Here is a 25,668-nt window from a genome sequence, read left to right as displayed (position 1 = left end):
AATGCGCCGAGGCTTCACCCGTATGCCTTATTAATGTATACTCATGCTGATTTATAAAAATTGGAGATTACCATGCGTGAAGAAGCCATGAAAGCATACGCGGCAATGCCTTTTACTGCGGAATTAAGTTTTGAACCTTTATTCCGTAAAGCACGGTCAATGATGTCCGGGGCCGGGAATTCATACGGCAGGGAGATCTGTAGAATTTTGGATTCTATGGAAGGAAAAGGCGTTACCCGAGGAGTTGCTTCAGCGGATGATCTACAGGAGTATTCAGAGGAAATTAATTTCCTGATGCGACTGGTCTTCCCTGATCTGGAAGATATGGAATGCATCTGCAAGGCTCAGGCTCCCTTTACCCATGACCATTTTTTCGCCACTACCCGCTACAAGGAAATGTTCGAGGAACCGGGCATAGAGCTGGAACTTAGCGAAAGTCTGCTCATGCGTTTAAGCGATTTGTACAGCGAGAACCTGCTTTTCGCTTACACGATGCTTTTCGATATTTACTACCAGCTTGATCATGAAATGGTGGAAGTGATCATGAAAATGCCGGACCCTCAGCAGAAGGTAGACCGTTATTTTCTGGCTGATTATTCTTTTCGTTTTGTGGATGTTGATGCCGGGGGGCTTGAAATTCTGGAGCGGGAGCAGTTTTCCCGGCTGTTGATCATGCGTGACCGGGAAACTCTGGAGCGGCTCATGCCTCTGGATGGGGTCTGCTTTAAGGGGGTGATTACGGTAAGTTTTTCCGAGGTAACCGAAAAGGAAAACATATCGCAGTTAAAGTCGGATCTCGTGGAAAACGGTTCCCTGCGTAAGCAGGAAAGTCTTGCGGCGATAAACCACCGTTTGCGTTCAATCTTAAAAGTAGAAGATCTGCGTGTGGGGCTTGTTTTTCGCTACCGTGTCACACAGGGGAACCGGGAAACCATCGAGCGTAGCGTGCTCCGGAATTATCCGGGCAGGTCCGCCGGGTTGTTCGAAGAGATTTATGATCAGGTTTTTAAGGAAGGTGAACCGTACTTCATCCCCGAAATTCTGCAATGCGAAGGTGATGAAGGTGTAGTCGATTATCTGTATCGAGAAGGGGTACGCAGTCTGGGCCTTGTTCCGCTCAAGGAGGAAGGCAGGGTTATCGCTGTGCTGGAGCTGCTCTCTAACACAAAGGATATGATAAGCACCCATTCAGTGCGCAAGCTTGCCGAGCTGTTTCCTATTCTAAGCGTTGCCGTGCGCCGGGAAATGAATAGGCTTGAGTCTCGCATGGACCGGGTCATAAAGGAATACTGCACAGCTATCCATCCCAGTGTCTCATGGCGTTTTGAGGAGGCTGCCTACGGCTTTTTAAGTCGTGAGGGCGAAGACGGCGAGGCCCGTTTTGAAGATATCATTTTTTCGGATGTCTACCCCCTGTACGGGAGTATGGATATCCGCAGTTCATCTGTTGAACGTAATCAGGCCATTCAGGAGGACCTGCTTAAGCAGCTTGACCTTGCGTCCCAGACCTTGGGCGAAATATACCGCAACCGCACCATTCCTATAGCCGACTATTATTTTGCCACACTTGTCCGTTATGCTGCGGCAGTGCAGGAAGGGCTTAATTCGGGTGACGAAATTAATATAATTGAATTTTTACAGCAGCGGGTGGAGCCGTTCTTTAATTACCTGCGTGAAACATCGGAAAAATACACCGGTAAAATCGATGAGTATTTCAAGGAAATGAACCCCGGCATGGGGGTTATATATCAACGCCGCCGGGATTATGAAGAGTCTGTTTCGCTGCTCAACCGCTCGTTGACTTCTTTTCTGGATCAGGAGGAAGTCCGGGCGCAGAAGATTTTTCCCCACTATTTTGAAAAGTACCGCACCGACGGAGTGGAGTATAATATCTACGTGGGCGAATCTATGGTCAGGGATTTTAAGTTTGATGATGTCCAGCTCAAAAATCTGCGGGTCTGGCAGTTGATAAAGATGTGTGAAATGGTCAGACTGACAGAGTCTCTGCTGCCGGAGTTGAAGGTTCAGTTGGGCTGTTCGCCGCTTATTCTGGTTCATTCCGCTCCGTTGACGATTCTTTTCCGGGTCGACGAAAAGAGATTTGAAGTCGAGGGTACTTACAACATCCGCTATGAAATCATTAAGAAACGTATCGATAAATCCACAATTCTGGGCAGCGGGGAGCGGCTAACCCGGCCGGGTATGCTTTCCGTTATCTACACTCAGGATAAAGAGTGGCGGGAATACAGCAGCTATTTTGAATATCTGGCAGATAAAGGGTTGATCGAAGGGGAAATTGAAAATCTCGTTCTGGAAGACCTGCAGGGTGTGCACGGTTTGCGGGCCTTGCGGGCAAAAGTTGTGCTTTAACATGCCGAACATACGCAAGAGTTGTATTCGATAATATTGTCCATGCCTGATACTGTGTCCTTTACCAATTGAAAAACGGAGAGTTGAATTGAATATTCCCCTTAGCGAGGAGTCTGCCGGAGAGGTCCCTGTTCTTGAGTTTAAAAATGTATCGTTCCGTTGGCCGGGCGGTAAGGGCTTGAGTGATGTTTCATTCGCTGTGCCTGCTGGTCAGTTTGTTCTTATTTCCGGCCCGTCGGGAGCCGGAAAATCAACCCTGCTGCGATTGGCTGTGCGTCTTGAAGAGCCTGTGCAGGGTGAAATCTTTATTCAGGGCGACTCTTTTCAATCTATCTTTCCGCCTGAGCTGCGGACCAGAATAGGGTTTGTGCAGCAGACTCCCACGGTACTTGCGGGGACAGTGCGTGACAACCTGCTGCTGCCTTTTACTTTTGATATCAGGAAGGGCGGTCGTTTCCCCGGTGATGAAGAACTCAAGTACTGGCTGGGACGGCTGGCACTTGATGATGTGGACCTTGATGGCGAGGCTTCCGAGCTTTCCGTAGGGCAGCGTCAAAGGCTGTGCCTGATTCGTTCTGTGCTGCCTAAGCCGGTGGCGATCTGTTTTGACGAACCAACCAGTTCTCTGGATATTGAAAGCAGAAAACGGGTTGAGGAAGTCGCCGAGGAACTGGCCGCTGACGGAGTAAGTATCCTGATGGTCAACCATACCAGCTACCATCCCGGCTGTCCGCATATGCACCTGACGGTTTCAAACGGCAGGGTGGAGGTCCTTTCATGAGCAGTCCATTTATTTCCATAAGCTGGATTCAGTTGTTGATTGCCGTGAGTCTTGTCTCGGTTTCAGGCGTTTTGTCCATCTACTACAAGCTCAAGATGGAAAAGGATCTGGCCGTCGGGGTGTTGCGTGCTTTTGTGCAGCTTATGACCATGGGCTACCTGCTCAAAATACTGTTCGGGCTGGACAGTGCAGTTCTGGTGCTGGGACTCTATCTGGTCATGACCCTGTTTTCGGTCAACATTATTCATGGACGGGTCAAGGAAAAGAATATTCCTTACCTGATGCCGACCGGGCTGGCGGTAATGTTCAGCTATTCGCTGGTTACAATTCTGGTCACAAAGGTGGTCATCGGTGCTCAGCCGTGGTGGGACCCGCAGTATTTTATTCCCATTGGCGGAATGATCGCAGGTAATTCCATGAACTCGCTGGCTTTGTCATTGGAACGTTTTTTCTCGGAGCTTAAGAATCGCCGGGACGAAGTTGAGATGATGCTTTGCCACGGGGCAGACTACAAAGAAGCCACTGCGGACATTTTTCGCGAAGCCTTACGTGCCGGGATGATCCCGGCCATCAACTCCCTCATGGGGGTAGGGCTGGTTTTTCTCCCCGGGATGATGACTGGGCAGATTCTTGCGGGAGCAGATCCAGAAGAAGCCGTTCGTTATCAGATAGTTGTGATGTTTATGTTAGTCGCTTCAACAGCACTTTCGTCTATTCTTGTTTTGCTTATGGTGCGTAAGCGTTGTTTCTCGTCGGCAATGATCTTGCTTGTAGGGAGGAAGAACGGATGATGTTATGATCGATTATCTGTATTAATAATTTAATTATGCGATAGGAAAGTTAATCATAGAATGCATTGATGGGGTTTTTGAGTGGAGACTTTCAAGTTAGGAGGGGTTCTTTGTTTTATTTCAATGAATTGTTTGAAAGTTTATTTGTCACGAATACGTTGTGCAAGAAATTTGTTGAAGCCTCACCTGACGCTATTGTTATTACAAATGAGCAAGGAGATGTTCTGGCAGGAAATACATTGGCAGCCAGATTGTTCGGGTATGAGGATGAAAAGCTCATTCCGAAAAATGTTACAGACAGTTATAGGTATCTGGAAGATCGGGAAAAGCTGTTTGAGCATTTACACAAAGGTCTTCCGGTGCATGACTTCGAGACAGAACTGCTGGATAGTTTTGGCAATTCCTTTTTTGCCAGTATCAGCGTCTCCAGCATGGGAATCAATGGGCGCATGGTTTATATTTCAATTTTGAGGGATATTTCGGAAAGAAAGAAAACCGAGGCCCAGTTGCGGGAAGGAAATAAGAAATGCAGCCTTAATGAAATAAGGTTCGATGCACTGTCGACTATTGCCGGCATGGCAGATGCGTCTCTTGAAAAGCTGTATGATTTTGCCCTTGAGGCTGCTGTCAGGATTACCGGCAGTGATATCGGGTATCTTTATTTTCTCAATGAAGATGAGTCCGAGCTCAGGCTTTATGCCTGGTCGCAGAATGTTATGCCTCAGTGTACCGTGGATGCCGTCCCGGCTTTTTATCATGTTGAGGATACCGGAATATGGGGAGATGCAATTAGGCAGCGTAAGCCTATTATCCTGAATGATTATGCTGGCATTAAGAATAAGCATGGGCTGCCGGAAGGGCATGTTCCCATATCACGGCATATGAACGTTCCCCTTTTTGATGATGGTAAAATTGTTTTGCTCGCTGGGGTGGCAAACAAGAAAGATGATTATAATGACGAGGATGTCCGCCAGTTGACCCTGCTGATGGAGGGGATGTGGAGTATTGTGCGACGTAAGGAATCTGCCGAAGCTCTTCGCCATGCATATGAAGAAATGGAGTTTATGGTTGAGAAGAGAACCGAGGAATTAAGCAGTGCTCTGGCTGATTTGCGTCATGTGAATCGCTCTATGGTGAAAGAGGTCAGCCAGCGCAGGATCGCTGAAAAAAGATTGCGTCAGTTTGAAAGGCTGGTTGAGGTCAGCCCGGATTTGGTTTCGCTGATTGACCGAAATTACAGGTACATGATGGTTAATGAATCATATGTTCGCCTGTTCAATAAAACGAAAGATTTTTTCCTTGGTAAACCGGTGTACGATATTGTTGGAAAGAGCGTTTTTGACACCCGCTCAAAATCATTGATTGATTCTGCTTTTGCCGGAGAGACAGCAGGATTTGAATCCTGGATCGATCTGCCTCTTCTTGGCAAGCGTTATTTTTCGGTAACATACCATCCGGTAGACTCGGTAGTGGATGAAGAGCGTTTGGTCAGCATTACTGCCCATGATATAACCGAACAGAAAAAGATGCTTGAGAAGGTAAAACTTCTGGCCAGCACTGATCCGCTGACAGGGGCCCACAACAGGCGTTCATTTATAGACCGAGCAGTAACTGAGATGGATAGGCTGCAACGCTATGGCGGTGAACTATATCTGATGATGCTGGACCTTGATCATTTCAAGAACATTAATGATACCTACGGTCACGGTGTCGGCGATATTGTCCTGAAGGAGTTCGTTAGCTGCTGCCATGCCGCCCTGCGGACATCCGATGTTTTCGGGCGTCTCGGAGGTGAGGAATTTGCAGCTTTGCTTGTACACGGCGGAGTGGATGATGCGCGTTTGGTGGCGGAGCGTTTACGAAAAGCTGTCGAGCAGATGGAAGTCCGTTCCGGAGATGAGGTGGTAAAATTTACAGTCAGCATCGGGCTGACCGCGGTCTGCGGGAATACCGATGTGGAAACCATCCTGAAGCAGGCGGACAAGTGTCTGTATCAGGCTAAGGATGAAGGTCGGAATAGAGTTGTTTCTTATTGTCCGGAGGATTGATTGAGAAAAGCCGGTGCACCTCAGGTGCACCGGCTTTTTTTTAGGCTGATTTCATCTGATCGATAATTGATTTTAGCTGGTGGGCCTGAGCTGCGAGGTCTGAAACTGCTTCGGCCGACTGGCGCATTGCGCTGTTGGTCTCTGTGGATATGTTGTTGATTTCATCAACAGCGCGATTAATCTGCTCCGAAGTTGCGGACTGTTCTTCACATGCGGCTGCAATTCCCTGAATTTGCTCGGAAACAGCATCTGTAAGGGAAAGGATTTCGCTAAGCGATCTGCCTGCATCTTCCGCTTTTGCAGAAACGTTGCCGATTTCCTGCACAGTGTTTGAACACTGGCCTATGCTCTGTTCTGCGCCGCGCTGAATTTCACCGATGGCAGATTCGACTTCGTTGGTCGCAGTCATGGTCTTTTCTGCGAGTTTGCGGACTTCGTCGGCAACAACTGCGAATCCCCGTCCTGCCTCACCTGCGCGAGCAGCTTCAATTGCGGCGTTCAGGGCCAGCAGGTTGGTCTGGTCAGCAATGTCGGAAATCACGTCAATGATCTGCCCGATCTTTCCAGCACTTTCGCCCAGTTCTTCCATCTCTCTTTCAAGGGCTTCGGAATAGTTCTGAACTGTTCCAATGCCTTCAACCATTTCTTTAACGACTTTCGCTCCAGTTGTGGCTGTTTCGCTGGCATCGCCTGCTGTGGAAGAAGCCTCTCCGGAGTTGCGTGCAACTTCAAGAACGGATGCGTTCATCTCTTCCATTGCGGTGGCGGTTTCGCCGGTACGTTCACTCTGCATATCAGAACCGGTGGCGGATTGTTCTATCTGGGCGGAAAGCTCTTCAGATGCGGTGGAGATAATTTCGACAACATCTTCAAGTTCACGGGCTGCCTGAAGCATGCCTTCGCGTTTAGCGTTTTCAGCCTGCTTGCGGGCTTCGTCTGCTTCAAGGGTAGCCTGCTGCGCTCTTTTGGTTTCCTCAGCAGCAAGACGAGTCTGTTCCTGCGCTTCACTGATTTTTTCTTTGAGTGTGTTAACCATGGAGAGCAGGGCTGCTGCGAGAACTCCGACTTCGTCGTTTGTTTTTACACTCAGGTCGCGGTCCAGATCGCCTTCAGCAACAATGCTGGCGTATTCAGTGGTGGCGATGATCGGTTTGGCAAGGCTTCTGGCATAGAGCCACGCACACAGCATGATGATCGGCAGGATGATTGCGATAACCATAAGTGATGAGATCTCAATATTACGCTGGGCAGTAACCATAGTTTCAATGGGCATACCGATGAACCACATACCGATGTTGGATCCGTCCATTCCTTTGATAGGCCAGTATGCTGTCTGGTAGTCAATGCCGAGAATGTTATTGGTTGCGAGGAAGGTGTTGCCACGGTCGATTACGGTGGTGATAACTTCCTGATTGGTCATTTGGGTTCCGACTGCTCTACGTCCGTTTTTAACGATGGTGGTCATTTCTCTGGTGTCACCGTTGAAAACAGTAACTTCGAGATCACTGAAACGTTTTACGTCATCAACAAAATCTTCGTCGGAGAGAGATGTGCCGAGTGAGATGGTTCCGATAATCTTCCCGTCTGATTTTACGGGAGCTGTAGACCGTAGTGAAAAAGCTATTTCCTTACCTTTAATTATACCGGATGAAATTTCACCGCGCAGTGCCTTGCGTACGGTTCCGTGGGATTGAATATTGTCACCGGAGCTGTTTGCATGGGCCCGGCCGAGTACTGTTCCCTTGGCATCGGTCAGGGTCAGAAATTCAGAATCTGTTTCAGCCATCAGCTTTCGCAGTGTTTTGTTCAGCTCCTGCGAGTCCCCTTGTCCAATGGCATTGATAAGTTCAACCTCGTGCGAAAGTAGTTCAGCTTTTTCGCGGAAAGCTTGTGACATGCTGGCCACATGGCGGTTGACCACTTTCTTCATGGTTGAAATATTCCGCGTCGCTTCTTTGGCGAATCCTTCACCTACATAATGATTGATTGTCAGGAAAATGGATGCGGCAGTAATTAATGATATCACCACGGCCAGCAGCACAATCTTGTTACGAATTGAAAAAGTCATGGCATCCCTCTTTGATTATAAATTGCTTTACTCTGCCTGCTTACTCCCCCTCCAGAGATTTCTTTCAGGTAGCACCTTAAGAAATAATTGTTCCCCTATTCTCCTCTAACTATTTCTTATATAGAAGATTTTAGAGAATTTTAGCGAATGGGCAATTATAATTAACTAGGCTCAATTTGACAAAATTTTTCGTGGCAACAAGTTTAATTTTATAAGAATGGAACAGGATTTGAAAACTAAGGTGCTAGTTCGCGATCACTGTCGGTGTAATCCCGGACAACTTTTGCAACCCTGATTCTGTACTTGTCAAAAAGTTTGTCTTTTCCTGCAGTCTGTCCTTCATAATGTTCAAGTATGCCGCGCCATTTGGCTATTGATTCTTCATCTTCCCAGAAGGACAGGCTGAGGATTTTGTCCTCATCGACCAGACTTTGAAACCTTTCCGCTGAAATAAAGCCTTCGTTATCTTCAAGCAGCGGCCTGATTCTGGCTGCGATCTGCATGTATTCCTGTTTCCCTGAGGTCTTGGGATAAACTTCAAAAATTACTGCGTACACGTGTTTACTCCGTTTGTGACAATTTCTTTATACTGAACAGTTTTGTGTCAGTTTCCGTAATTTCGGACAAGCGATTTTCGGAAATGAGTCTACAAATATTATCTGTTTGAAATGACACATAAAAAATATGACGATGATTTTTGTAATACTGGAGTGTCCAAAAAAGAAGACTTGAGTTTGTTTAGGGTTAAAATTGGTATTTATATTTAATTCAAATGTTTATCTGGTATTGTCTTGATTTTCAGACTCTTGTTTTTCAGACTTTGTGCAAAAAAGAACAAATGTGTGGCGGTGTAGTTTTTGTCGATAATTATAATATTTTTTTCACAATATTTTGTCGCTGTAGTTAAAGACTGTTATTCTGGGTTCTTGAGTGGTTAAAGTAATTATCGAAGTTATATTTTATAAACGCATGGTATGGTAATTGCTACTGTTGGTAGCTGAATGAATAATCAATCGTATTCGGGGCTTGTGGTGCAGGCACTGATGGTTTCATACTTTTGATTTTCGGCTCTGGTCTTATGTCGAGAGGTTATTTCCTACTTGACCCAGGCGGTATTTTTTGGAAAGGGTTACTCCGAAACTAATACTGAATGATTGACCAATCATTAGCCGCTTCGCAATTCCACTTTCCATATGTACCCTTTCCCAGAGGGTTCGGAAGGGGGAGTCGCGAGGCGGACTGAATCTTTCGCAAAAGGCTGTGGATAGAGGGTTCCATACACTTTTTAAAGATTTACCGGAGGATGAAACTGCAAATTGATGCATAGGATTTGCTTCTAATCGTTAGTTTCCGGCCTTAGTGCCTTAATCTTGAATCTTTCTAAATCTAAGGATTGATCCGTTGAAGAACAGATATATCCCAATAACTTTAATTGTTGCTGTTTTGGCCGTTGCGGCTGCAGCCGGTTTCCTTTTTCCGCCTGCGGTTCAGGAAAACCCGGCCCGAGTCGTACTGGATAACAGTGGCGGCAGGGTTATTTTCACCCATTTTGTCCATGCTGATGAATATGGATACGAATGTTCCGATTGTCACCATGACGATATCGGTCAGGAAACACCCATTGCGTGCGGCAGCTGTCATCCCGCCGCTTTTGACGCCAAGTTCAGGGCTGAACACCAGAAGAGTTTTCCCAGTGAAGAAGCGTGTCTGCGCTGCCACGACGATGTTCCTTCCGGTCCCCTCGCTGAAGAGGATAAACCTGATACAGAGAACATTCCCCTGCGCGCTGAAGCTTTTCATGGCCAGTGTATGGACTGTCACGAAAGTGATGGAGGCCCCTACGGTGAAGATTCCTGTTACGATTGTCATGCGAGGTAGGTCTCATGCTTAGAATTCATTATTCCCTTGAATCCGATGTCCAGAACACCATTACCGACATCACTGCGCCTGCTGAGCTTAACATCTCCATGCGCAATAAGATTCTTAAAATTAAAAAAGGCCAGAAGCTCGTAGCAGGTCAACTCCTTGCCGAACGCCCTTCAAAATACGGTGCTGCCTGCAGCGCTGCACTTTCCGGTAAAGCCACCAAGGTCAACTACCACCATCTGACCATCAAGTCCGATGGCGGAGAAGAAAGTGTTGAACCTATCGATGTAAAATCCATGGGCCCGGGCAAAGAACTTCTTCGCACCCTTCAGGAACTGGGTGTTAATGTTGCAGCTCTTTCATCCCACGCAGACAATCTTGTCATTAACGGTCTGAACCCTGAACCGGGAATTTCCGTAGCCGAACAGCTGCTCAAAGATGAGAAAGAAACCATTGAAGCCGGGTTGCGCCTTGCTGAGTCAATGATCACTCCCATGCACACCACTCTGGCAGTTGCCGCTGGATCTTCATACGAGCTTGCCGGGACTGAACGAGTTTTTGTTAAAGCCAAATACCCTAAATCCCTTGATGCTCTTGTGGTTAAAAAAGTCACCGGAAAGGAATTTCCTGACGACACTAAAGTGATCAGCGTCATGGATCTCTACAACCTCGGACGGGTTGTTAAGACCGGTATGCCTATCACCGACACCATTATGACCATCGACGGTAAGAACTACCGTGTGCTTTTCGGAACTCCGGTCCGCCACATCTGTGCGGAACTGGATATTGATGTGAAGTCCGGCGACAAGGTTGTTCTGGATGGTCCCTTTCGTGGTGAAGCGATTTACAGCCTTGATGAAGGGGTCAAGAAAGGTGATTACGGTCTGTTCGTAATTCCTTCCGGCACATTCCCTTCAGTTGAAGATGCAACCTGCATAAACTGCGGTGAATGTGTGCTCAGTTGTCCGGCCAGGATCCAGCCGAACATGCTCAGCCGTTACGCAGAGTACGAAATGTTTGAAATGGCTGAAAAGCATAACCTGCACAGCTGCTTCGAATGCGGACTCTGCTCCTTCAACTGTACGGTCAGACGCCCGATTCTGCAGTACATCCGTTTTGCCAAAGACCAGCTTCTGGTCAGCGGTCAGGCGGAGAAGGCATAGTTGTTGCGCTTCGCGCGTTTGATGATTTGATTTCGCCTCCGGCGGCCAAAGGGACTAAGCCCCTTTGGAAACCCTGATGAATGAAGAAGAATTAATATTAAATACTTAAGTGGACCAGCCTTTTGGGATTCTTGCTGCAGACGTGGCGGAGCCTATTAAAAAAGTTTGGGATTCTTAAACCCTTTCCAAAGGGTTTAAGGCCCCCGGCAGGATCGCCGAAGGCATGCAAGCCGAGCCATTGGGTTATCCTACTCTAAATATTGATTGAGTAATCATACAGGGCTGCTGGTAAAGCGGTTAAACATACAAGTTTCAAGGGTTAAAATATGACTCCTCCAGTAATTAAAGCAATGTCCGACATTGCGGTCAGACTCACGGTTTCGCCTGCTCCCCACTGGCGCAGCAAACGTACCGTGGAGAAGATGATGCAGTATCATCTTCTGGCTCTGGTTCCCGCTCTGCTCATGGCTTTCAATATGTTCGGCCTGTCCGCCTTCTCAACAGTAGGTATCGCAGGTGCCGTTGCTGTCCTCACTGAGGCCGGCTGCCTCAAGTTGCAGGAACGGGACATCAATGTAGATAACTACACCGCACTTTATGAAGGTATACTCTTTGCCTTCCTGCTGCCTGCGGGTGCTCCTTGGTGGCTGGTAGCCAGCGGTGCTGCGCTGACCATCGTTCTGGGCCGTACCGTTTTCGGCGGCTTCGGTTCCAACCCCATCTGTGCGCCTCTGGTTGCATGGGCATTCTGCCGCCTCTCCTGGCCTGCAGCAATGGACATTGACCTGAACCTTGCACACTTCATGATCAATGCGCCTCTTGATCAGCTTAAGTATTTCGGTCTCGATACTCTTGACCAGTTCAGCTACGGCGATCTTTTCCTCGGCAAACAACTCGGCGGACTGGGTGCTTCCCAGATCATCGCAGTGCTGGCCGGCGGTATCTTCCTTATCGCTACCGGTTGGGTGCGTATCTTCATCCCCGCGGCTTTCCTCGTGGGTGTGACTGTTACCGCATCCATCTTCTGGATGATTGATCCCGAGGTTTACGCCAACCCGATGTTCCACCTGCTGACCGGTTCGGTAATGTTCGGGGCATTCTTCCTTGCTCCCGATGTTTCTTCCAGTCCGGTAGGCATGATTCCGCAGGTTCTGTTCGGCCTCATAGCCGGAACAATGGTTATCATCATCCGGGTTTATGGCATCTACCCCGACGGTGTGCCTTTTGCCATCATGGTGGCAAACCTGCTTACCCCCCTGCTGGACCGCGTGCGTCCCAAACCTTTCGGAGGCAAGTAAGTCATGCGCGAAATACTTCATATGCTCGTGGTCCTCTCCATCATCTGTGCCACTTCCGGTGCGGTGCTGGTTAACCTGAAGCAGGCCACCAAATCCCAGATTGAACAGCAGGTTCTGACCTACGTACAGGGACCCGCACTGCTCTCAGTCCTTGAGAATCGTGACAACGATCCCATCAAGGAGCGTGTAAAAATTAACGATGTGACTGTCTTCCCGGCCATTAAGGACGGCAAGCTGGTCGGCGTTGCCCTTGAAGCTTTTGCTCCCGGTTACTCCGGCGACATCGGCGTTATGGTCGGCTTTGATGTGAATGAAGATCAACTGCTCGGAATCGGCATCACCACTCAGACTGAGACTCCCGGTCTCGGTGATAAAGTCATGAAGCCTTCCTTCACTGGTAAATTCATCGGACATGACCTTGACTCCATGCAGGTATCTGCAAAGGGCGGGGACATCGATTCCATCGCCGGTGCGACGTACTCCTCTGTGGGTACTGTCGATGCTGTACGCAAGGCCATTGAGATTTATCAGACTATCAAGCCTGAGATCTCCAACATCTGGAAGAATTCTTAAGGAGAAACCATGAGCCGTTTAGTAAAAGAATTTGCAAAAGGACTCTGGGATGAGCTTCCTCCGTTCAGGGTTCTGCTGGGACTCTGTCCTGTACTGGCTGTTACCTCCTCTGCGGAGAACGGTCTCGGCATGGGAATGGCGGTCATCTTCGTATTGACAATGTCCAACCTGATCATTTCCAGCATCAGGAAAATCATCCCCGCTAAAGTACGTATCGCCTGCTTTATTGTTATCACCGCATCACTGGTTGTTACGGTTGAACTGCTGATGCAGGCTTATGCATATCCGCTTTACCAGAAGCTGGGCATCTTTGTTCCGCTTATTGTTGTTAACTGCCTTATCCTCGGTCGTGCTGAAGCATTCGCTTCCAAGAACGGGGTGATCCTCTCCATTGCCGATGCTCTGGGTATGGGAATCGGTTTTGCCGCCTCCTTGACCTTCCTTGGCGGTCTCCGTGAAGTCCTCGGTGCCGGTACCATTTTCGGTGTCCCGGTCATGTGGGAAAGCTTCAAGCCCGCTGAGTTCATGATTATGGCTCCCGGTGCTTTTGTCGGACTCGGTGTTATTCTCGCGGGCATGAACGCCTTCAACAGGTATCAGAGCCGTAAGAAGGGTGAAACTCCTCCGGATGTAATGCATTCCGGCTGTGCCAACTGCGGTGCCTGCGGCGGCATTGAAAACCTCAAGGATAAATAGGGGAGAGCGTTAAAATGGAATACTTTCTGCTTTTTATCTCCGCCATTTTCATCAACAACATCGTACTGGTTCAGTACCTTGGCGCATGTCCCTTCATGGGAACCTCCAAGTCCACAGATGTTGCCATGGGTATGGGCGGAGCGGTTATATTTGTTACCTTGATGGCGACCGCCATTACCTGGCCCCTGCACCAGTATGTGCTCATCCCTGCCGGGATTGAATACCTGCAGACCATCGTGTTTATTCTGGTCATCGCATCACTGGTACAGTTTGTTGAGATGTTCCTTAAAAAGGTCATCCCGCCTCTCTATAAATCTCTGGGCCTCTTCCTGCCCCTGATCACCACCAACTGCGCGGTGCTCGGTGTGGCGATCATGGTTCAGCGTAACGAGTACTCTTTCTTAAAGTCTATGATGTACGGGCTGGCTTCCGGTATCGGTTTCCTCATCGCCCTGGTCATCATCTCGTCCATTCGCGAACGTCTGGACGTTGCTCCGGTTCCCCATGTTTTCAGAGGCGTACCTATTGCCCTGATCACTGCGGGAATCATGTCCCTGGTCTTTTTCGCCTTTAAGGGCATGGCTGCCTAACAGGCTAAGCAAGGAGAATATATAGTTATGGTTACTTCTTCTATTCTGGTCCTGTTCCTGCTCGGTCTAACCGCAGCGGCCGTTCTGGCTGCCGCATCCAAAGTGCTGCATGTTGAGGAAGATCCCCGCATTGCAGAAGTTGAAGGATGTTTTCCCGGTGCGAATTGCGGTGGTTGCGGCTACCCCGGTTGCGGTGCTGCCGCAGGTGCAATCGTAAAGGGTGAAGCTGGTCCCGAGATCTGCGTAGCAGGTGGTCCCGATATTGCTGAAAACATTGCTGCTATCATGGGCCTCGAAGCTACTTTCAAAGAGCCCAAGGTTGCTAACAACATCTGCACCGGCGGTTCCCGTGCGAACTTGCTCTTTGACTACGAAGGTGTTGAAGACTGCCGCGCTGAAGCACTGCTCTACGGCGGTGAGAAGTCCTGCGGTCTCGGTTGCCTCGGCCTCGGTTCCTGCGTAAAGGTCTGTGGCTTTGATGCTATCCGCCTCAACGAAGAGGGCGTTCCTGTTGTAGACATGAACGCCTGCGTTTCCTGCGGTAAATGCGCAGAAGTCTGCCCCACCGGAGCTATCCGAGTCAGCGGCATGACCATGGACCTGCTCCATCTCAACAAGATCGACGATTGTCTGGCTCCCTGTATGCAGAAATGCCCGGCCCAGATTGACGTTCGTACATATATCAACCAGATGAAAAACGGCGACATGCGCGGCGCACTGCTGACCATGAAGGAACGCAACCCGCTTCCGCTGGCTGTGGGCCGTCTTTGCCCCGCACCTTGCGAAACCATCTGCCGCCGTAACATTGCTGATGACGGTGTGGCTATCCACACTCTTCACCGTTTTGTTGCTGACTGGGAAATGAATTCCGGTGCTCGCGTTAACCTGAACTGCAACCCGGTTTCCGGACACAAAATTGCAATCATCGGTGCCGGTCCTGCCGGTCTTTCCGCAGCTTACTTCCTGCGCCGTATCGGTCACGAGCCTGTGATCTTTGAAAAGCGTGAAGAGACCGGTGGTATGATGAAGGGAGTTATCCCCGAATACCGTCTGCCTTCCAAAGTTGTTGACTGGGAAGTCCAGACCATCCTCGACCTCGGCGTTGAGGTTCAGAACGGCGTTGAGTTCGGTAAGGACATCACTTTTGAATCCCTCGAACGCGACGGTTTCGAAGCTGTGTTTATCGCAACAGGTGCATGGAAAGTTCCTGCTCTTGAAATTGAAAACGCAGATGCTGAAGGCGTCATGGATGCAGTTACTTTCCTCAAGGAAGTCGGCCAGTCCATCTCCGACCTTAAAGGCAAGAAAGTAGTTGTTATCGGTGACACAAATACCGCTATGGATGTCGTCCGCAGCGGCGCACGCCTCGGTTGCGACGTGACCTCTCTGGTCGGCTGCATCCAGCGTAAAATGTCCGCCAACAAGAACGAAGTTAAACGCGCATCCGAACTCGGAAGCGAGCTTCTCTTCCTGACCAAACCCACCCGCGTTCTTGCTGAAAACGGCAAGGTCAGCGGGGTTGAATATATTGAAGTTCAGTACAAGGACCCCAAGAAGGCCCTTGGCGAACCTCTGCCTGTAGAAGGCACTGAGCAGACCATCAATGCCGATATCGTTGTCGTTGCTACCGACCGCGTACCGGATATGACCCCGTTCATGAATGCAGAAGGCGAAATTCCCTTCAAGCTCAACAAGAAGACCGGCGGTATTGATTGCGATAAGACCTCTATGCAGACCAGCATGCCCAATGTTTTCGTTGGTGGTGAGCTGCATACCGGTCGCTCCATCATCATTCAGGCCGTTGCTGACGGTCGTATGGCTGCCCGCGGTATCCACCACTTCATCACTGAAGGTGATATTCCCGAGCCAAAGAACCCGCAGTTGCGTGTTATTCCCGAATCCATTCTCAAGAATATGGACGTTACCTACACCATCCCGAGAATCAATGTTCCCGAGATAACTGTTGAGGAACGCAGATCCACATTCAAAGAAGAAGTTAAAGGCTCTATCGTTTACGAAGCAGCCCGCAAGGAAGGCAGCCGTTGTCTGCGTTGCGGCCTGACCTGCTACGATGCTGAGGCCGGAGCAGAATATGCTCAGGATTCCGACGTGCAGAAGTTCAGCGAACTGGGCAAGGAATAGGGACTTAATTCATGGTAAATGCGGCTAACCGTTCTTTTGTAAAAGCATTCGGTGCAATCAGTACCGGTGCAGCGACATTTGCCCATCCTCTGGGAGCGGCAATGAAGCTGGCTGACACTCTGCGCATCGGTGATAAGCGACGTAAGTATCGTGCCACCCGGTTCCTCATGGGAACCAAGGTCACTATTGTTGCTTTGCATAGCTCTAGAGATGCGGCTGATACAGCCATGTCTCTGGCTTTTGAAGAAGTAGAACGGCTGGCCGCAATCTTCGACCGCCGCAATCCCGGAACACAGGTTTCAAAACTTAATGAAACCGGAAAGCTGAGCGATGTCCCCCCGGAGCTTCATGAGGTAATGGAAAAGGCTCTGTCCTTTTACTACCGCTCCAACGGGACTTTTGATGCCACTGTGCTGCCCGTTCTGGATATGTTGAAGAGCAATATGGATTCAAAAGGGCAACTCATGCTCAGCCTCAGCGATCTTGATGATGCTCGCGCTCTGGTAGGCTCTGAATTCGTAAAGGTATCTTCCAGCGAAATCAGTTTCGGCAAAAGATCCATGTCCGTCACTCTGGACGGTATCGGCAGAGGGTTCATCGTGGACCGTGCTTCCGACATCATGGCTGCTAACGGTGTGGAGAACCACCTGATCAGTGCAGGCGGCGATATCCGCGCCCGTGGTGAATGCGCTCCGGGACAGCCTTGGGTAGTGGCTATCAAAAGCCCTTCCGGTAAGGGAGTCTACCCGGCTGTGATTCAGCTCAAAGATTCAGCTGTAGCCACCTCCGGTAACGTGGAATTCTACTTCGATGCTGAGCGGTCTTATTACCAGATACCAAACCCCGTAAACACACCGGGTCCCATTCTGGGAGTCTGCGTTTCTGTTGTAGCACCTACCGTGCTGGAAGCAGATGCGCTTTCCACCTCGGCATTTGTTATGGATGCGCAGGATGCACTTCGGTTCATCAATAAGCAGAAAGATAGCGAATGCCTGATTTCCAGCTCTTCCGGTGTAAAAATGGATTCCCAAAACTGGTTAGCCATGGTCGGGAGTAAATAAGATATAAAGTCGATTCCGGTGGCGGGGACTAAAAGCACCTCCTAAATGAAAGGTTCCCCTCCAAGCTGTATGGGACGGTACATCTCACCGTTCAGGGCAACAACGCAGCAACTGGAAATACGACGTACTCATACATGGGATCTACCTCGTCCCCATGAAAGTCGAACAGGCCGGAAGCTCACTCTTCCGGCCTGTTTATTTTTTATTTCTATCGCTCAGCAGTTGTACTTAGCAGAATTATGGATTTTTGTTCTTGGCGAGAGGTGTTAGGATCGGGCTATTAAATTTCGCGCTTCTTGCTCGGAAAGAGGTTTACCGAGGTAGTAGCCTTGTACAACGTCACATCCCAGTTTGATCAGGATCTGTAATTGTTCTTCGGTTTCGACACCTTCGGCAATAGCAATCATATTCAAGCTGTGGGTAAGCTTAATGATTGATTCGACCAGTTTTCTTTTGCTGGTATCTGCTTCGATTCCCTGCACAAAGCTCATGTCAATTTTCAGGCTTTGGCTTGGAAAGTTACTCAGATAAGCTAATGATGAATACCCGGTCCCGAAATCATCAATTGCGCAATGCACTCCAAGATCATTCAATGCTTTCAATTTTAGTGCTGCCAGTTCCGGGTTTCCAATAAATGCTGATTCGGTCAGCTCAATCTGCAGAGTTTCAGCCGGGATGGCGAACTCGTTAATGGTTTCTTCAGTCATCTTGAGCATGGCAGGTTCGGTAATATGTTTGGCACTGAAATTAACCGAGATATGTCTGCCCCTGCAATTACCGAATTTTTCCAGACAATTGCCCCACATGATGCACGCCTTTCTGAGTACTAAGCGGTCAAGCTCCACTATTAGTCCGGTTTCTTCAGCTTGTGGTATGAATTCAGCAGGGCTGATCATCCCCCTTTCGGGGTGGTGCCAGCGAACCAGAACTTCAAATCCGGAGAGCGTAATGTCGTTCTGTATGCTGAACTGAGGCTGGTATACAAGTTGGAACTGGTCCTGTTTGATGGCGGTTTTGAAATTGCTTTCAAATTGGATGATGTCGTATGTGGGGTTAGCCATGGCTTTGGTATATATTGTGAGTACATTTTTACCCCGTGCTTTGGAACGGCGCATGGCTATGTTGGCCATGTTTATTATTTCACTTGGGCCGATATCTTCTTTGTGGATTGATGTGTAGACCCCGTAGCTGGCATCAAGGCTGAAACTGATGTCGTCAATTTTGAAAGGCTGCAATAGCTCACGCCGTATGTCTTCGAGTTTTCTGATGCATTGATTCGGGTTAAGCCCCCGAAACAGAAGAGTGAAGTCATCTCCACCAATTCTGCTGACAAGCGCATTGTTTCCACAGGAACTGATCAGTCTTTTAGCTACTTTAATAAGTATTTTATCGCCGAAATAATGGCCGAAGCTGTCGTTTACTTTTTTGAAATTTAAAAGGTCCAGAAAGACTACACTGAAAATTTCGTCTGTTTTCTTGCTTTTGGCTATTGTCTTTGCCAGCTCTTCGGTGAACATCCTGCGGTTCGGGAGCTTGGTCATATAGTCGTGGTAGGCCTGATTGCGTAAAATCCTTCTGGATTTCAGTTGCCTGTCGAACATGGTTGTGGTCAGATAAGCTGTGGCAAGGACAAATAGTGAGCCTAGAAAAAGAATCGGCCCGAAGATGGCATTGAAGTCAATGTTGTGATGGAGTGCATTTCCTATGATTATAGCTGAATATCCAGCAATAAACGATATTATGAGTCCAATTAATACCGTGAAACTCTTGCGGGTTGCCCGATAAAGGACAGGGTCATTTTTACAAAGTTTATGAAACTGTCGTATATACAGGGTCGCGCCCCCGAGAAGTATCATCAGTCCAGACAATATGCTGGCACAAAATATGGCTGAATCTGGGTTTTTCAGGAAGTGCATTTAAGGAGATTAGGTAGCAGGAGAGTTAATGTCAATTACAACTGCATTTGCTTATAATTTTAAACTAACCCAGTCGTTGCTGCAGAGATATGCACACATGAAGCAGTGCTTTAAACCGCCTCAGACAGTGTTTGAGGTATGGGCTATGCCAATGAAGAGAATGAACCTTGCATTTTGTTTTAAAAAGGTTTTTAATCAAAAATAGAATAAATTTTTTTTGTGCTGTTAGTAATTAAGTATGATGTCCCAACTTAAAATTGTATTGTAGTTTAATGAGGTATGATGCGAGTCCTGATAGCCATATTGTGTTCTTTAGTCATTTTGATGACGTATTCTCTTGCTGCTGCAGCAGAGGAATTCAATCCCGTACTTATTTATCAGGGGCAGATTGATCAGAATTCATTTTCAGTAGCTATTCATAAAGGCGTTGAGCGTTTTATGAATAATACCGGGGAGCATTGCACAGAAGTTGTTGTCGGTCTTAATCTTAAAGAATACGTGGATGAGGTTACAAAGTTTGCCGATCAGGGATATTCACCGATTTTCCTGCTTTACGGCAACCATTTTCCTGACCTTTTGAGTTTTGCGCGTAAGTATCCGGCAACACGGTTTATTTTGTTGGATACAGTCCGCGATGAACCTAATATTTACTCTTTTGTTCTGGCTGATCATGAAGGTTCCTTTTTGGCGGGTGCTCTTGCGGCAATGGTTTCCAAGACCGGTAAGCTTGGGTTTGTTTCGGTCGTGGATACTTCTTTCCAGCGTCGTTTCCTTTGTGGATACAAGCAGGGGGCAGCATACATCAATCCGGACATTATTGTATACGAAGGTTTCACAGGCAGTTATCCCGGGGCATGGTTTGACGGAAATGCCACTGCCGCCTTTGCAAATGAATTCATGGACAAAGGGGCAGATGTGATTTTTCAAGCTGCCGGAGGTGCCGGACCGGCAGTTCTCAAAGCCTGTGCTGACCGTGGCAGGCTGGGAATAGGCGTGGATATAAACCAGAATGGCCTCTATCCGGGCAGTGTCCTTACTTCCATGGTTAAGCATACCGATAAAGCTATTTATGCTGCACTCATGCTTGCCAAACGCGGTATCTGGCGGGACAATTACAAACGTCTCGGACTGGAGCAGGAGGCGGTCGGTATTGTTTTTGATGAACACAATGCCGGGCTTGTAAATCAGGAAATACGTAACAGGATAGAAAGTATACGTAAGAAGATTGTCTTTGGAGAAATTTCAGTCCACGAATTTACAAATTCACTAAGCTGCCCTGCCAATGATCAGTAAATACGTAAAAAGATTACATAGCATTTCTTTTTTTCTGGTCAGGGTCATGCTGGTCGGGCTGATTGTACCTTTGGCGGCTGGACTTCTGATCTCATTTGAAATGGAGGAGAAGGAGCTTACAGACGAGCTTTCCGAATTTCATAAAAAATCTTTGAATACCCTTGTCGAGAGTGGCGAGGACTCCATGCTTTCATTCTCGCCGGAAGAGGCCCGCAAGATTGTCAGCACCTTACTGCAGGATTCACGTGTTGTTGAAGTAGAAATTTTTTCAAATGTTTATGATCTTTATCTTTTGCGCGTATCCAAACAGACACCGGAACATCAATACCAAACCATAGAATTAGTGGAAAAGGTGATCAAAGACGGTGAAGAAATCGGTTTTGTCATGCTGGCGGTCGATAGTGATTGGGTCACCCCGCGCATTAAGGAAGAGCGAAATCATATTGTTGTGCTGTTTGTGACCATGTTTGTGGGGGGCTTGCTTCTCATTGTTCCCGCAATATATCTAAGAATTCTTAAGCCGCTTAACAGGCTTATGCGTCAGGTCGAAGTTCTGTCCAAAGGAGATTTGGGCGTTCCCTGCCGTTGGTCGGGACATGATGAGTTGTCGCTTCTGGGAAAAACACTGGATGACATGCGATCAATGTTGGACAAAGATTTTAGCATAATGCAGGAAATCGCAGTTACCGACGAGCTTACTGGGTTGCCAAACCGACGCGGATTTAACGGTGAAGTTGAAAAGCTGCTCAGACTTAGTGGACGTTACAATCATCATTTGTCTCTGGCTCTATTCGATCTCGATCATTTCAAGCAGATTAATGATAATTATGGACATGCCACTGGAGATGAGGTGTTGAAATTATTTGCTGAAGTTATTTCCGGACGCATTCGCAATACCGATCTCTTTGCCCGCATCGGCGGGGAAGAGTTTGTACTGGTTATGCCTGAAACATTGCTCGAAGATGCCTGCAATCTGCTGGACAAGCTTCGGGTTTCAGTGGCGGAGCATCCGTTCAGTCATGGCGAGCAGGTAACTGTAAGTGTCGGTGTGGTCGCATATACAGGTCGGGAGAAGCTCGAATGGCTTATGGATATTGCTGATAAGGCTCTTTATCAAGCCAAGGAGCAAGGCCGGAACCGGATTGTTGTAGGGCCTGCTCTAGTTATAGATTAAGCGGATTCGAATGTTGAATTTTAGCTTTATAATTGTTTACTGAAATTGTTGCCGCCGGCCATATATCCAAACGTCACCGCATTCTCTTCTCTTGTCGCTCTTTAAGGTGTGTGCATTTTAAAAATAATATCTCCTCTTCCTGCTTGGGTGTTACAAACTGGACACAGTTTATGATGCCGCTTTACCCGTGTTCAATAATTGGATATTTCTTTTAAGCATAGTAGCTGGCATATCTATATAATCGAAATTTAACCGATGGAATTAACGAAATGAATATTTCTACCCGCCTTAAGCTTTCTGCACTTGTCCTTGGGTTTATACCTCTTGTTATAGGCTTGATCCTTTTGGCTTTCAGCCCTGATTTCACCCTTGATTCAACATCAGCCACTATTCTTTTTGGCGGTATTGCGGCTAGTTTGGTGCTGACCGGATTTATTGTTTACAGCATTAGCCGCAATGTTATCGCTCCTATTCAGAATATTAAGAAGTATGCTGTGGATATTCAGAATGGCAAAGAGAATGATGAATGCTCCGGTTTTTATATGCATGAGCTTGAAGAGTTGAAAGTTGCTGTTTGCGCCATGGTAGCCAGCATGGATGAAGCCAACAAGCGGGCTGAAGAAATGAATGCTCAGGCACAGGACAAAGCTGCAGAGATTGAATCCGCCCTGCGCACCAGCCGGGAAAAGGAAATCGAGACCCAACAGTTGATTCAGTCCATGCGTAGAGTTGCGGACAAGGCCGGGAATGCTTCGGAGCGTATTTTTTCAGATATTAATGATCTTAGTGAGCGTATTGAGAAAGTAGGCGAGGGCGTTGAGATTCAGCGCGACCGTATGACCGAGACCGCCACAGCTATGGAAGAAATGAACTCCACCGTAGCCGAGGTTGCCCAGAATGCTTCCCTTGCTGCCGGTAATGCTGATCAGTCCCGTGAAAATGCCGCGACAGGGGCACGCGGAGTAAGTGATTCCGTAGAAGCCATCAAGAAAGTTGAAGACGAAGTTCTTTCCCTCAAGCAGACCATGAGCCAGCTTGGCGAGCGGGCCGAGAATATCGACCGTGTTATCAACGTCATTAACGATATCGCCGATCAGACCAACCTGCTTGCCCTGAACGCAGCCATCGAAGCTGCACGCGCAGGTGAAGCCGGACGCGGGTTTGCGGTTGTTGCGGATGAGGTCCGTAAACTGGCTGAAAAAACCATGGAAGCGACCAAAGAAGTAGGTGAAGCAATTACCGACATCCAGCAGCATGCCCAGACTAACGTAGCCTCTGTTGATCGTGCGGCGGAAGATATTGTCGCCGGTACTGAAACTGCAGTTGAGTCCGGTAAATACATGCAGGAAATCGTGACCATTATCGAATCCACTTCCGAGCAGGTAGAGTCCATAGCCACCGCATCAGAAGAGCAGTCCGCCACCAGTGAAGAAATCAATAGGGCAGTTTCCGACGTAACCCGCGTTGCTCAGGAAACAGCTGCGGAAATGGATGAAGCCCGTGATATTCTCATCGAAGTATCCAGCCTTGTGCAGGAACTGGATTCCCTTATCAACGGAATGTCCGCAGGCAGCCTCGACTCCGCTTCCGGAAATGAACTGGTTACTTGGAGTGAGAAAGAATTTTCCGTGAATGTCCGGGCTATCGATGTGCAGCATAAAAAGTTGGTCGGCATGATCAACGGCCTGCACAAGGCCATGCGTGACCGCGCTTCCGACACCGTCATGAAGCGTCTGGTAGAAGAACTCAAGAACTATACTGTCGACCACTTCAGCACTGAAGAAAAACTTTTTGACCGCTACGGTTATCCCCAGACTCCCGAGCACAAAGAGTTGCATGTGAAGTTTGTTAATCAGGTACTGGAATTCGAATCCGCACTTATCAGCGGCAAGGCCAAAGTAACCATGGACGTTATGAAGTTCCTCAAAGATTGGCTCGTGCAGCATATTCAGGGTGAAGACCGCAAGTACACTTCATTCCTTAATAATCACGGGGTTAAATAGTATGGGCGATCACTGTTTCCAAGGGGAGAGTAATGCTTGAAACAGTTTTAACCCTGCTGACAATATGCTTCGTGGCCCGTATGAGTCCGGGGCCTGATATGATGCTGCTTATCCATCATGCGGGATGCGCACCTTCTTCTGAAGCGCGCGGTTTATTACGCGGTTCTCCCGGTGCCTTCGGTTGTGTGATCGGGGTCTGCATCGGCCTTACCTTTCATGTCAGCCTGTCTGTTCTCGGTCTGGCTTTCGTGCTGAAAAGCAACCCTTTCATTTACAACCTGCTGCGCTATGCCGGGGCGTTTTACCTGCTCTACATCGGCTACCGCTGTTTCAATGATAACGGCGGCTTGGATATAGATTCCGCGTCCGGGGATTGCACAGCTTCCACCTTCATGCAGGGGCTAAAAGACGGTCTGTTCTGTAACCTGCTTAATCCCAAAGTGACCCTGTTTATTCTCAGTGTATTCATGCAGCTGGTCGGTTTTGATGCCGGACTGGGGGAGAAAGCTGTTTACGGTTCAGTGATCGTGCTGGAAGCTCTGTTCGGATGGGGGGCGTTTGTTCTTTTCCTGAATACTCCTATAGTGCAGCGCATCTACGTAAATCACGTTACCATGATTAATAAAGTTACCGGGGCCATCCTGTTCCTGCTCGGCGGGCTGATATTCTTCAGCGGCTAAATTTCACGAAAGATATGATTCTGTAAAAGTCCGGGACCTTGTCCCGGACTTTTTTGTTGCATTGTTCTATGCTCCTTAAAGTGCTAATAAATGATGTATGAAAAAGGCCACAATATTTTCGGTGGCGGGGATTCTCGGTTATGTGCTGACCGTCCTGCTCATCCATCATTTTGAATCAGCCTGTGAAAGCTCCAATATCAGGACGGTCTTTGATGCGTTCTGGTATTCACTGGTCACTCTGACCACGGTGGGTTATGGGGATTTGTATCCCACTTCCGTTGCCGGAAAGCTGATTTCCATGGTTATGGTTCTGGGCAGCATCGGGATACTGGGTTATTTTATAGGCAGGCTTACCGAACATATTCAGGTTTTGGCAGAGAGGCGTAAGATGGGTTTTGACGGGACTGATTTCACGAACCACGTGATTATTGTCGGCTGGAACGAATTTTCCGAGGATGTTGTCACCCAGCTTGTGCATGCCGGGAAAAAAGTCTGCATCATCACGGACAATAAAGACCACATTGATTTCATCTATGAGAGCTTCTCCCGCGATCAGGTCTTTGTTATTTTTTCGGATATGAATTGCTGTGAATGCTTGAAAAAAGGCAATGCGGCTGCTGCCGTCTCACTTATGCCTAATCTGGGAGACGATACACGAAACCTTGTTTTCCTGCTCAATGCCCGAAAATACCACCCGCATCTTTCCTTTGTGGCAACTATCGACAACTCAGAATTGAAAGAGACCTTTACCAGCGCGGGGGTGAATTTCACCATCTGCCGTAACGACATTTCATCAAAGATTGTAGCCAGCTATATTTTTGAACCCAGCGTGGCTCTTTTTAACGAAGACATCCTTTCGTCGGCATCGGAAAATCAGGATTATGATGTGCAGCAGTACTATATCAAATCGGACAGCAGGTATGACGGCTTGGATTTCGGGCAAATTTTCAATGACTTGAAGCAATCTTTCAATGTGCTTGCAATCGGTGTTTCACAGGATAAAGGGCAGGGGTATCAGCTTGATAAACTGCCGCCGGACAACCTGCAGGTCAGTGCAGGGGATTATCTGATAGTGCTTACTTCGGGGCGCAGTATTGATGAATTGAATAAAGTCTTCGGATGCACTGAGGGGCTTTATTACGCTGATTGATGTCC

General features: G+C 48.1%; 20 protein-coding genes. 17 read left to right on the top strand and 3 right to left on the bottom strand.

From position 1 onward, the window contains the following. Nucleotides 1-72 precede the first annotated feature (72 nt). The 4 genes from ACNI29_RS02935 (at nt 73) to ACNI29_RS02920 (ending at nt 5,990) form a co-directional block, all read left to right on the top strand. Nucleotides 73-2,370, top strand: a complete 2,298-nt coding sequence (locus tag ACNI29_RS02935) for a GAF domain-containing protein (RefSeq protein ID WP_419780695.1) — start codon at nt 73-75, stop codon at nt 2,368-2,370. Nucleotides 2,371-2,458: 88 nt separating this feature from the next. Continuing rightward, complete coding sequence (locus tag ACNI29_RS02930) at nt 2,459-3,151, top strand: ABC transporter ATP-binding protein (RefSeq protein WP_419780694.1); 693 nt, start codon at nt 2,459-2,461, stop codon at nt 3,149-3,151. Further along, nucleotides 3,148-3,942 (top strand): ABC transporter permease, encoded by a 795-nt coding sequence (locus ACNI29_RS02925; RefSeq protein ID WP_419780693.1) that lies wholly within the window; start codon nt 3,148-3,150, stop codon nt 3,940-3,942. Before ACNI29_RS02930 ends, ACNI29_RS02925 begins: the two co-directional genes overlap by 4 nt. A gap of 68 nt (nt 3,943-4,010) precedes the next feature. Further along, complete coding sequence (locus ACNI29_RS02920) at nt 4,011-5,990, top strand: diguanylate cyclase (protein WP_419780692.1); 1,980 nt, start codon at nt 4,011-4,013, stop codon at nt 5,988-5,990. A gap of 40 nt (nt 5,991-6,030) precedes the next feature. Here the strand turns inward: ACNI29_RS02920 and ACNI29_RS02915 are convergent, their stop codons facing one another. After that, nucleotides 6,031-8,058, bottom strand: coding sequence for a methyl-accepting chemotaxis protein (locus ACNI29_RS02915; protein ID WP_419780691.1), 2,028 nt, complete (start codon nt 8,056-8,058; stop codon nt 6,031-6,033). A 236-nt stretch (nt 8,059-8,294) separates the two neighbouring features. Further along, nucleotides 8,295-8,615: an antibiotic biosynthesis monooxygenase family protein gene (locus ACNI29_RS02910; protein WP_419780690.1), complete on the bottom strand. Its 321-nt coding sequence runs from the start codon at nt 8,613-8,615 to the stop codon at nt 8,295-8,297. A gap of 844 nt (nt 8,616-9,459) precedes the next feature. Here ACNI29_RS02910 and ACNI29_RS02905 point away from each other — a divergent pair. From ACNI29_RS02905 to ACNI29_RS02870, 8 genes are all read left to right on the top strand, one after another. Continuing rightward, nucleotides 9,460-9,936 carry a cytochrome c3 family protein gene (locus tag ACNI29_RS02905; RefSeq protein WP_419780689.1) on the top strand — a complete coding sequence of 159 codons (477 nt, stop codon included), beginning with the start codon at nt 9,460-9,462 and terminating at the stop codon, nt 9,934-9,936. Nucleotides 9,937-9,941: 5 nt separating this feature from the next. Then, entirely contained in the window at nt 9,942-11,087 is a 1,146-nt protein-coding gene (locus ACNI29_RS02900) for a 4Fe-4S dicluster domain-containing protein (protein ID WP_419780688.1), read from the top strand. A gap of 326 nt (nt 11,088-11,413) precedes the next feature. Beyond that, nucleotides 11,414-12,385 (top strand): RnfABCDGE type electron transport complex subunit D, encoded by a 972-nt coding sequence (locus ACNI29_RS02895; protein ID WP_419780687.1) that lies wholly within the window; start codon nt 11,414-11,416, stop codon nt 12,383-12,385. A 3-nt stretch (nt 12,386-12,388) separates the two neighbouring features. After that, the gene (rnfG, locus tag ACNI29_RS02890) at nt 12,389-12,958 is read left to right on the top strand and encodes an RnfABCDGE type electron transport complex subunit G (protein ID WP_419780686.1); all 570 of its coding nucleotides are present in this window, start codon (nt 12,389-12,391) and stop codon (nt 12,956-12,958) included. Nucleotides 12,959-12,967: 9 nt separating this feature from the next. Continuing rightward, nucleotides 12,968-13,654 (top strand): electron transport complex subunit RsxE, encoded by a 687-nt coding sequence (gene rsxE, locus ACNI29_RS02885; RefSeq protein WP_419780685.1) that lies wholly within the window; start codon nt 12,968-12,970, stop codon nt 13,652-13,654. Nucleotides 13,655-13,668: 14 nt separating this feature from the next. Then, nucleotides 13,669-14,244: an electron transport complex protein RnfA gene (locus tag ACNI29_RS02880; RefSeq protein ID WP_419780684.1), complete on the top strand. Its 576-nt coding sequence runs from the start codon at nt 13,669-13,671 to the stop codon at nt 14,242-14,244. Nucleotides 14,245-14,271: 27 nt separating this feature from the next. Further along, nucleotides 14,272-16,386 carry an RnfABCDGE type electron transport complex subunit B gene (locus ACNI29_RS02875; RefSeq protein WP_419780683.1) on the top strand — a complete coding sequence of 705 codons (2,115 nt, stop codon included), beginning with the start codon at nt 14,272-14,274 and terminating at the stop codon, nt 16,384-16,386. A gap of 11 nt (nt 16,387-16,397) precedes the next feature. Next, a complete protein-coding gene (locus ACNI29_RS02870; RefSeq protein ID WP_419780682.1) occupies nt 16,398-17,447 on the top strand; it encodes an FAD:protein FMN transferase in 1,050 nt (349 codons plus the stop codon). A 266-nt stretch (nt 17,448-17,713) separates the two neighbouring features. Here the strand turns inward: ACNI29_RS02870 and ACNI29_RS02865 are convergent, their stop codons facing one another. Then, on the bottom strand, nt 17,714-19,048 hold the full coding sequence (locus tag ACNI29_RS02865) for a putative bifunctional diguanylate cyclase/phosphodiesterase (protein WP_419780681.1): 1,335 nt from the start codon (nt 19,046-19,048) through the stop codon (nt 17,714-17,716). Nucleotides 19,049-19,687: 639 nt separating this feature from the next. On the opposite strand from ACNI29_RS02865, the gene ACNI29_RS02860 reads away from it, so the two are divergent. The 5 genes from ACNI29_RS02860 (at nt 19,688) to ACNI29_RS02840 (ending at nt 25,663) form a co-directional block, all read left to right on the top strand. Continuing rightward, entirely contained in the window at nt 19,688-20,656 is a 969-nt protein-coding gene (locus tag ACNI29_RS02860; protein ID WP_419780680.1) for a BMP family ABC transporter substrate-binding protein, read from the top strand. Beyond that, on the top strand, nt 20,646-21,830 hold the full coding sequence (locus tag ACNI29_RS02855) for a diguanylate cyclase (protein WP_419780679.1): 1,185 nt from the start codon (nt 20,646-20,648) through the stop codon (nt 21,828-21,830). The genes ACNI29_RS02860 and ACNI29_RS02855 overlap by 11 nt, the downstream gene beginning before the upstream one ends. A gap of 269 nt (nt 21,831-22,099) precedes the next feature. Further along, the gene (locus ACNI29_RS02850; RefSeq protein ID WP_419780678.1) at nt 22,100-23,833 is read left to right on the top strand and encodes a bacteriohemerythrin; all 1,734 of its coding nucleotides are present in this window, start codon (nt 22,100-22,102) and stop codon (nt 23,831-23,833) included. 32 nt (nt 23,834-23,865) lie between these two features. Continuing rightward, nucleotides 23,866-24,513 carry a LysE family translocator gene (locus tag ACNI29_RS02845; protein WP_419780677.1) on the top strand — a complete coding sequence of 216 codons (648 nt, stop codon included), beginning with the start codon at nt 23,866-23,868 and terminating at the stop codon, nt 24,511-24,513. Nucleotides 24,514-24,610: 97 nt separating this feature from the next. Then, complete coding sequence (locus ACNI29_RS02840; protein WP_419780676.1) at nt 24,611-25,663, top strand: potassium channel family protein; 1,053 nt, start codon at nt 24,611-24,613, stop codon at nt 25,661-25,663. Nucleotides 25,664-25,668 lie beyond the last annotated feature (5 nt).

It is taken from the genome of Maridesulfovibrio spiralis (SeqCode) (assembly GCF_048571135.1).
Taxonomy (GTDB): Bacteria; Desulfobacterota; Desulfovibrionia; order Desulfovibrionales; family Desulfovibrionaceae; genus Maridesulfovibrio; species Maridesulfovibrio spiralis.
Note: the sequence above shows the minus strand (reverse complement) of the source record. Positions and strands in the feature narration are given on the sequence as shown.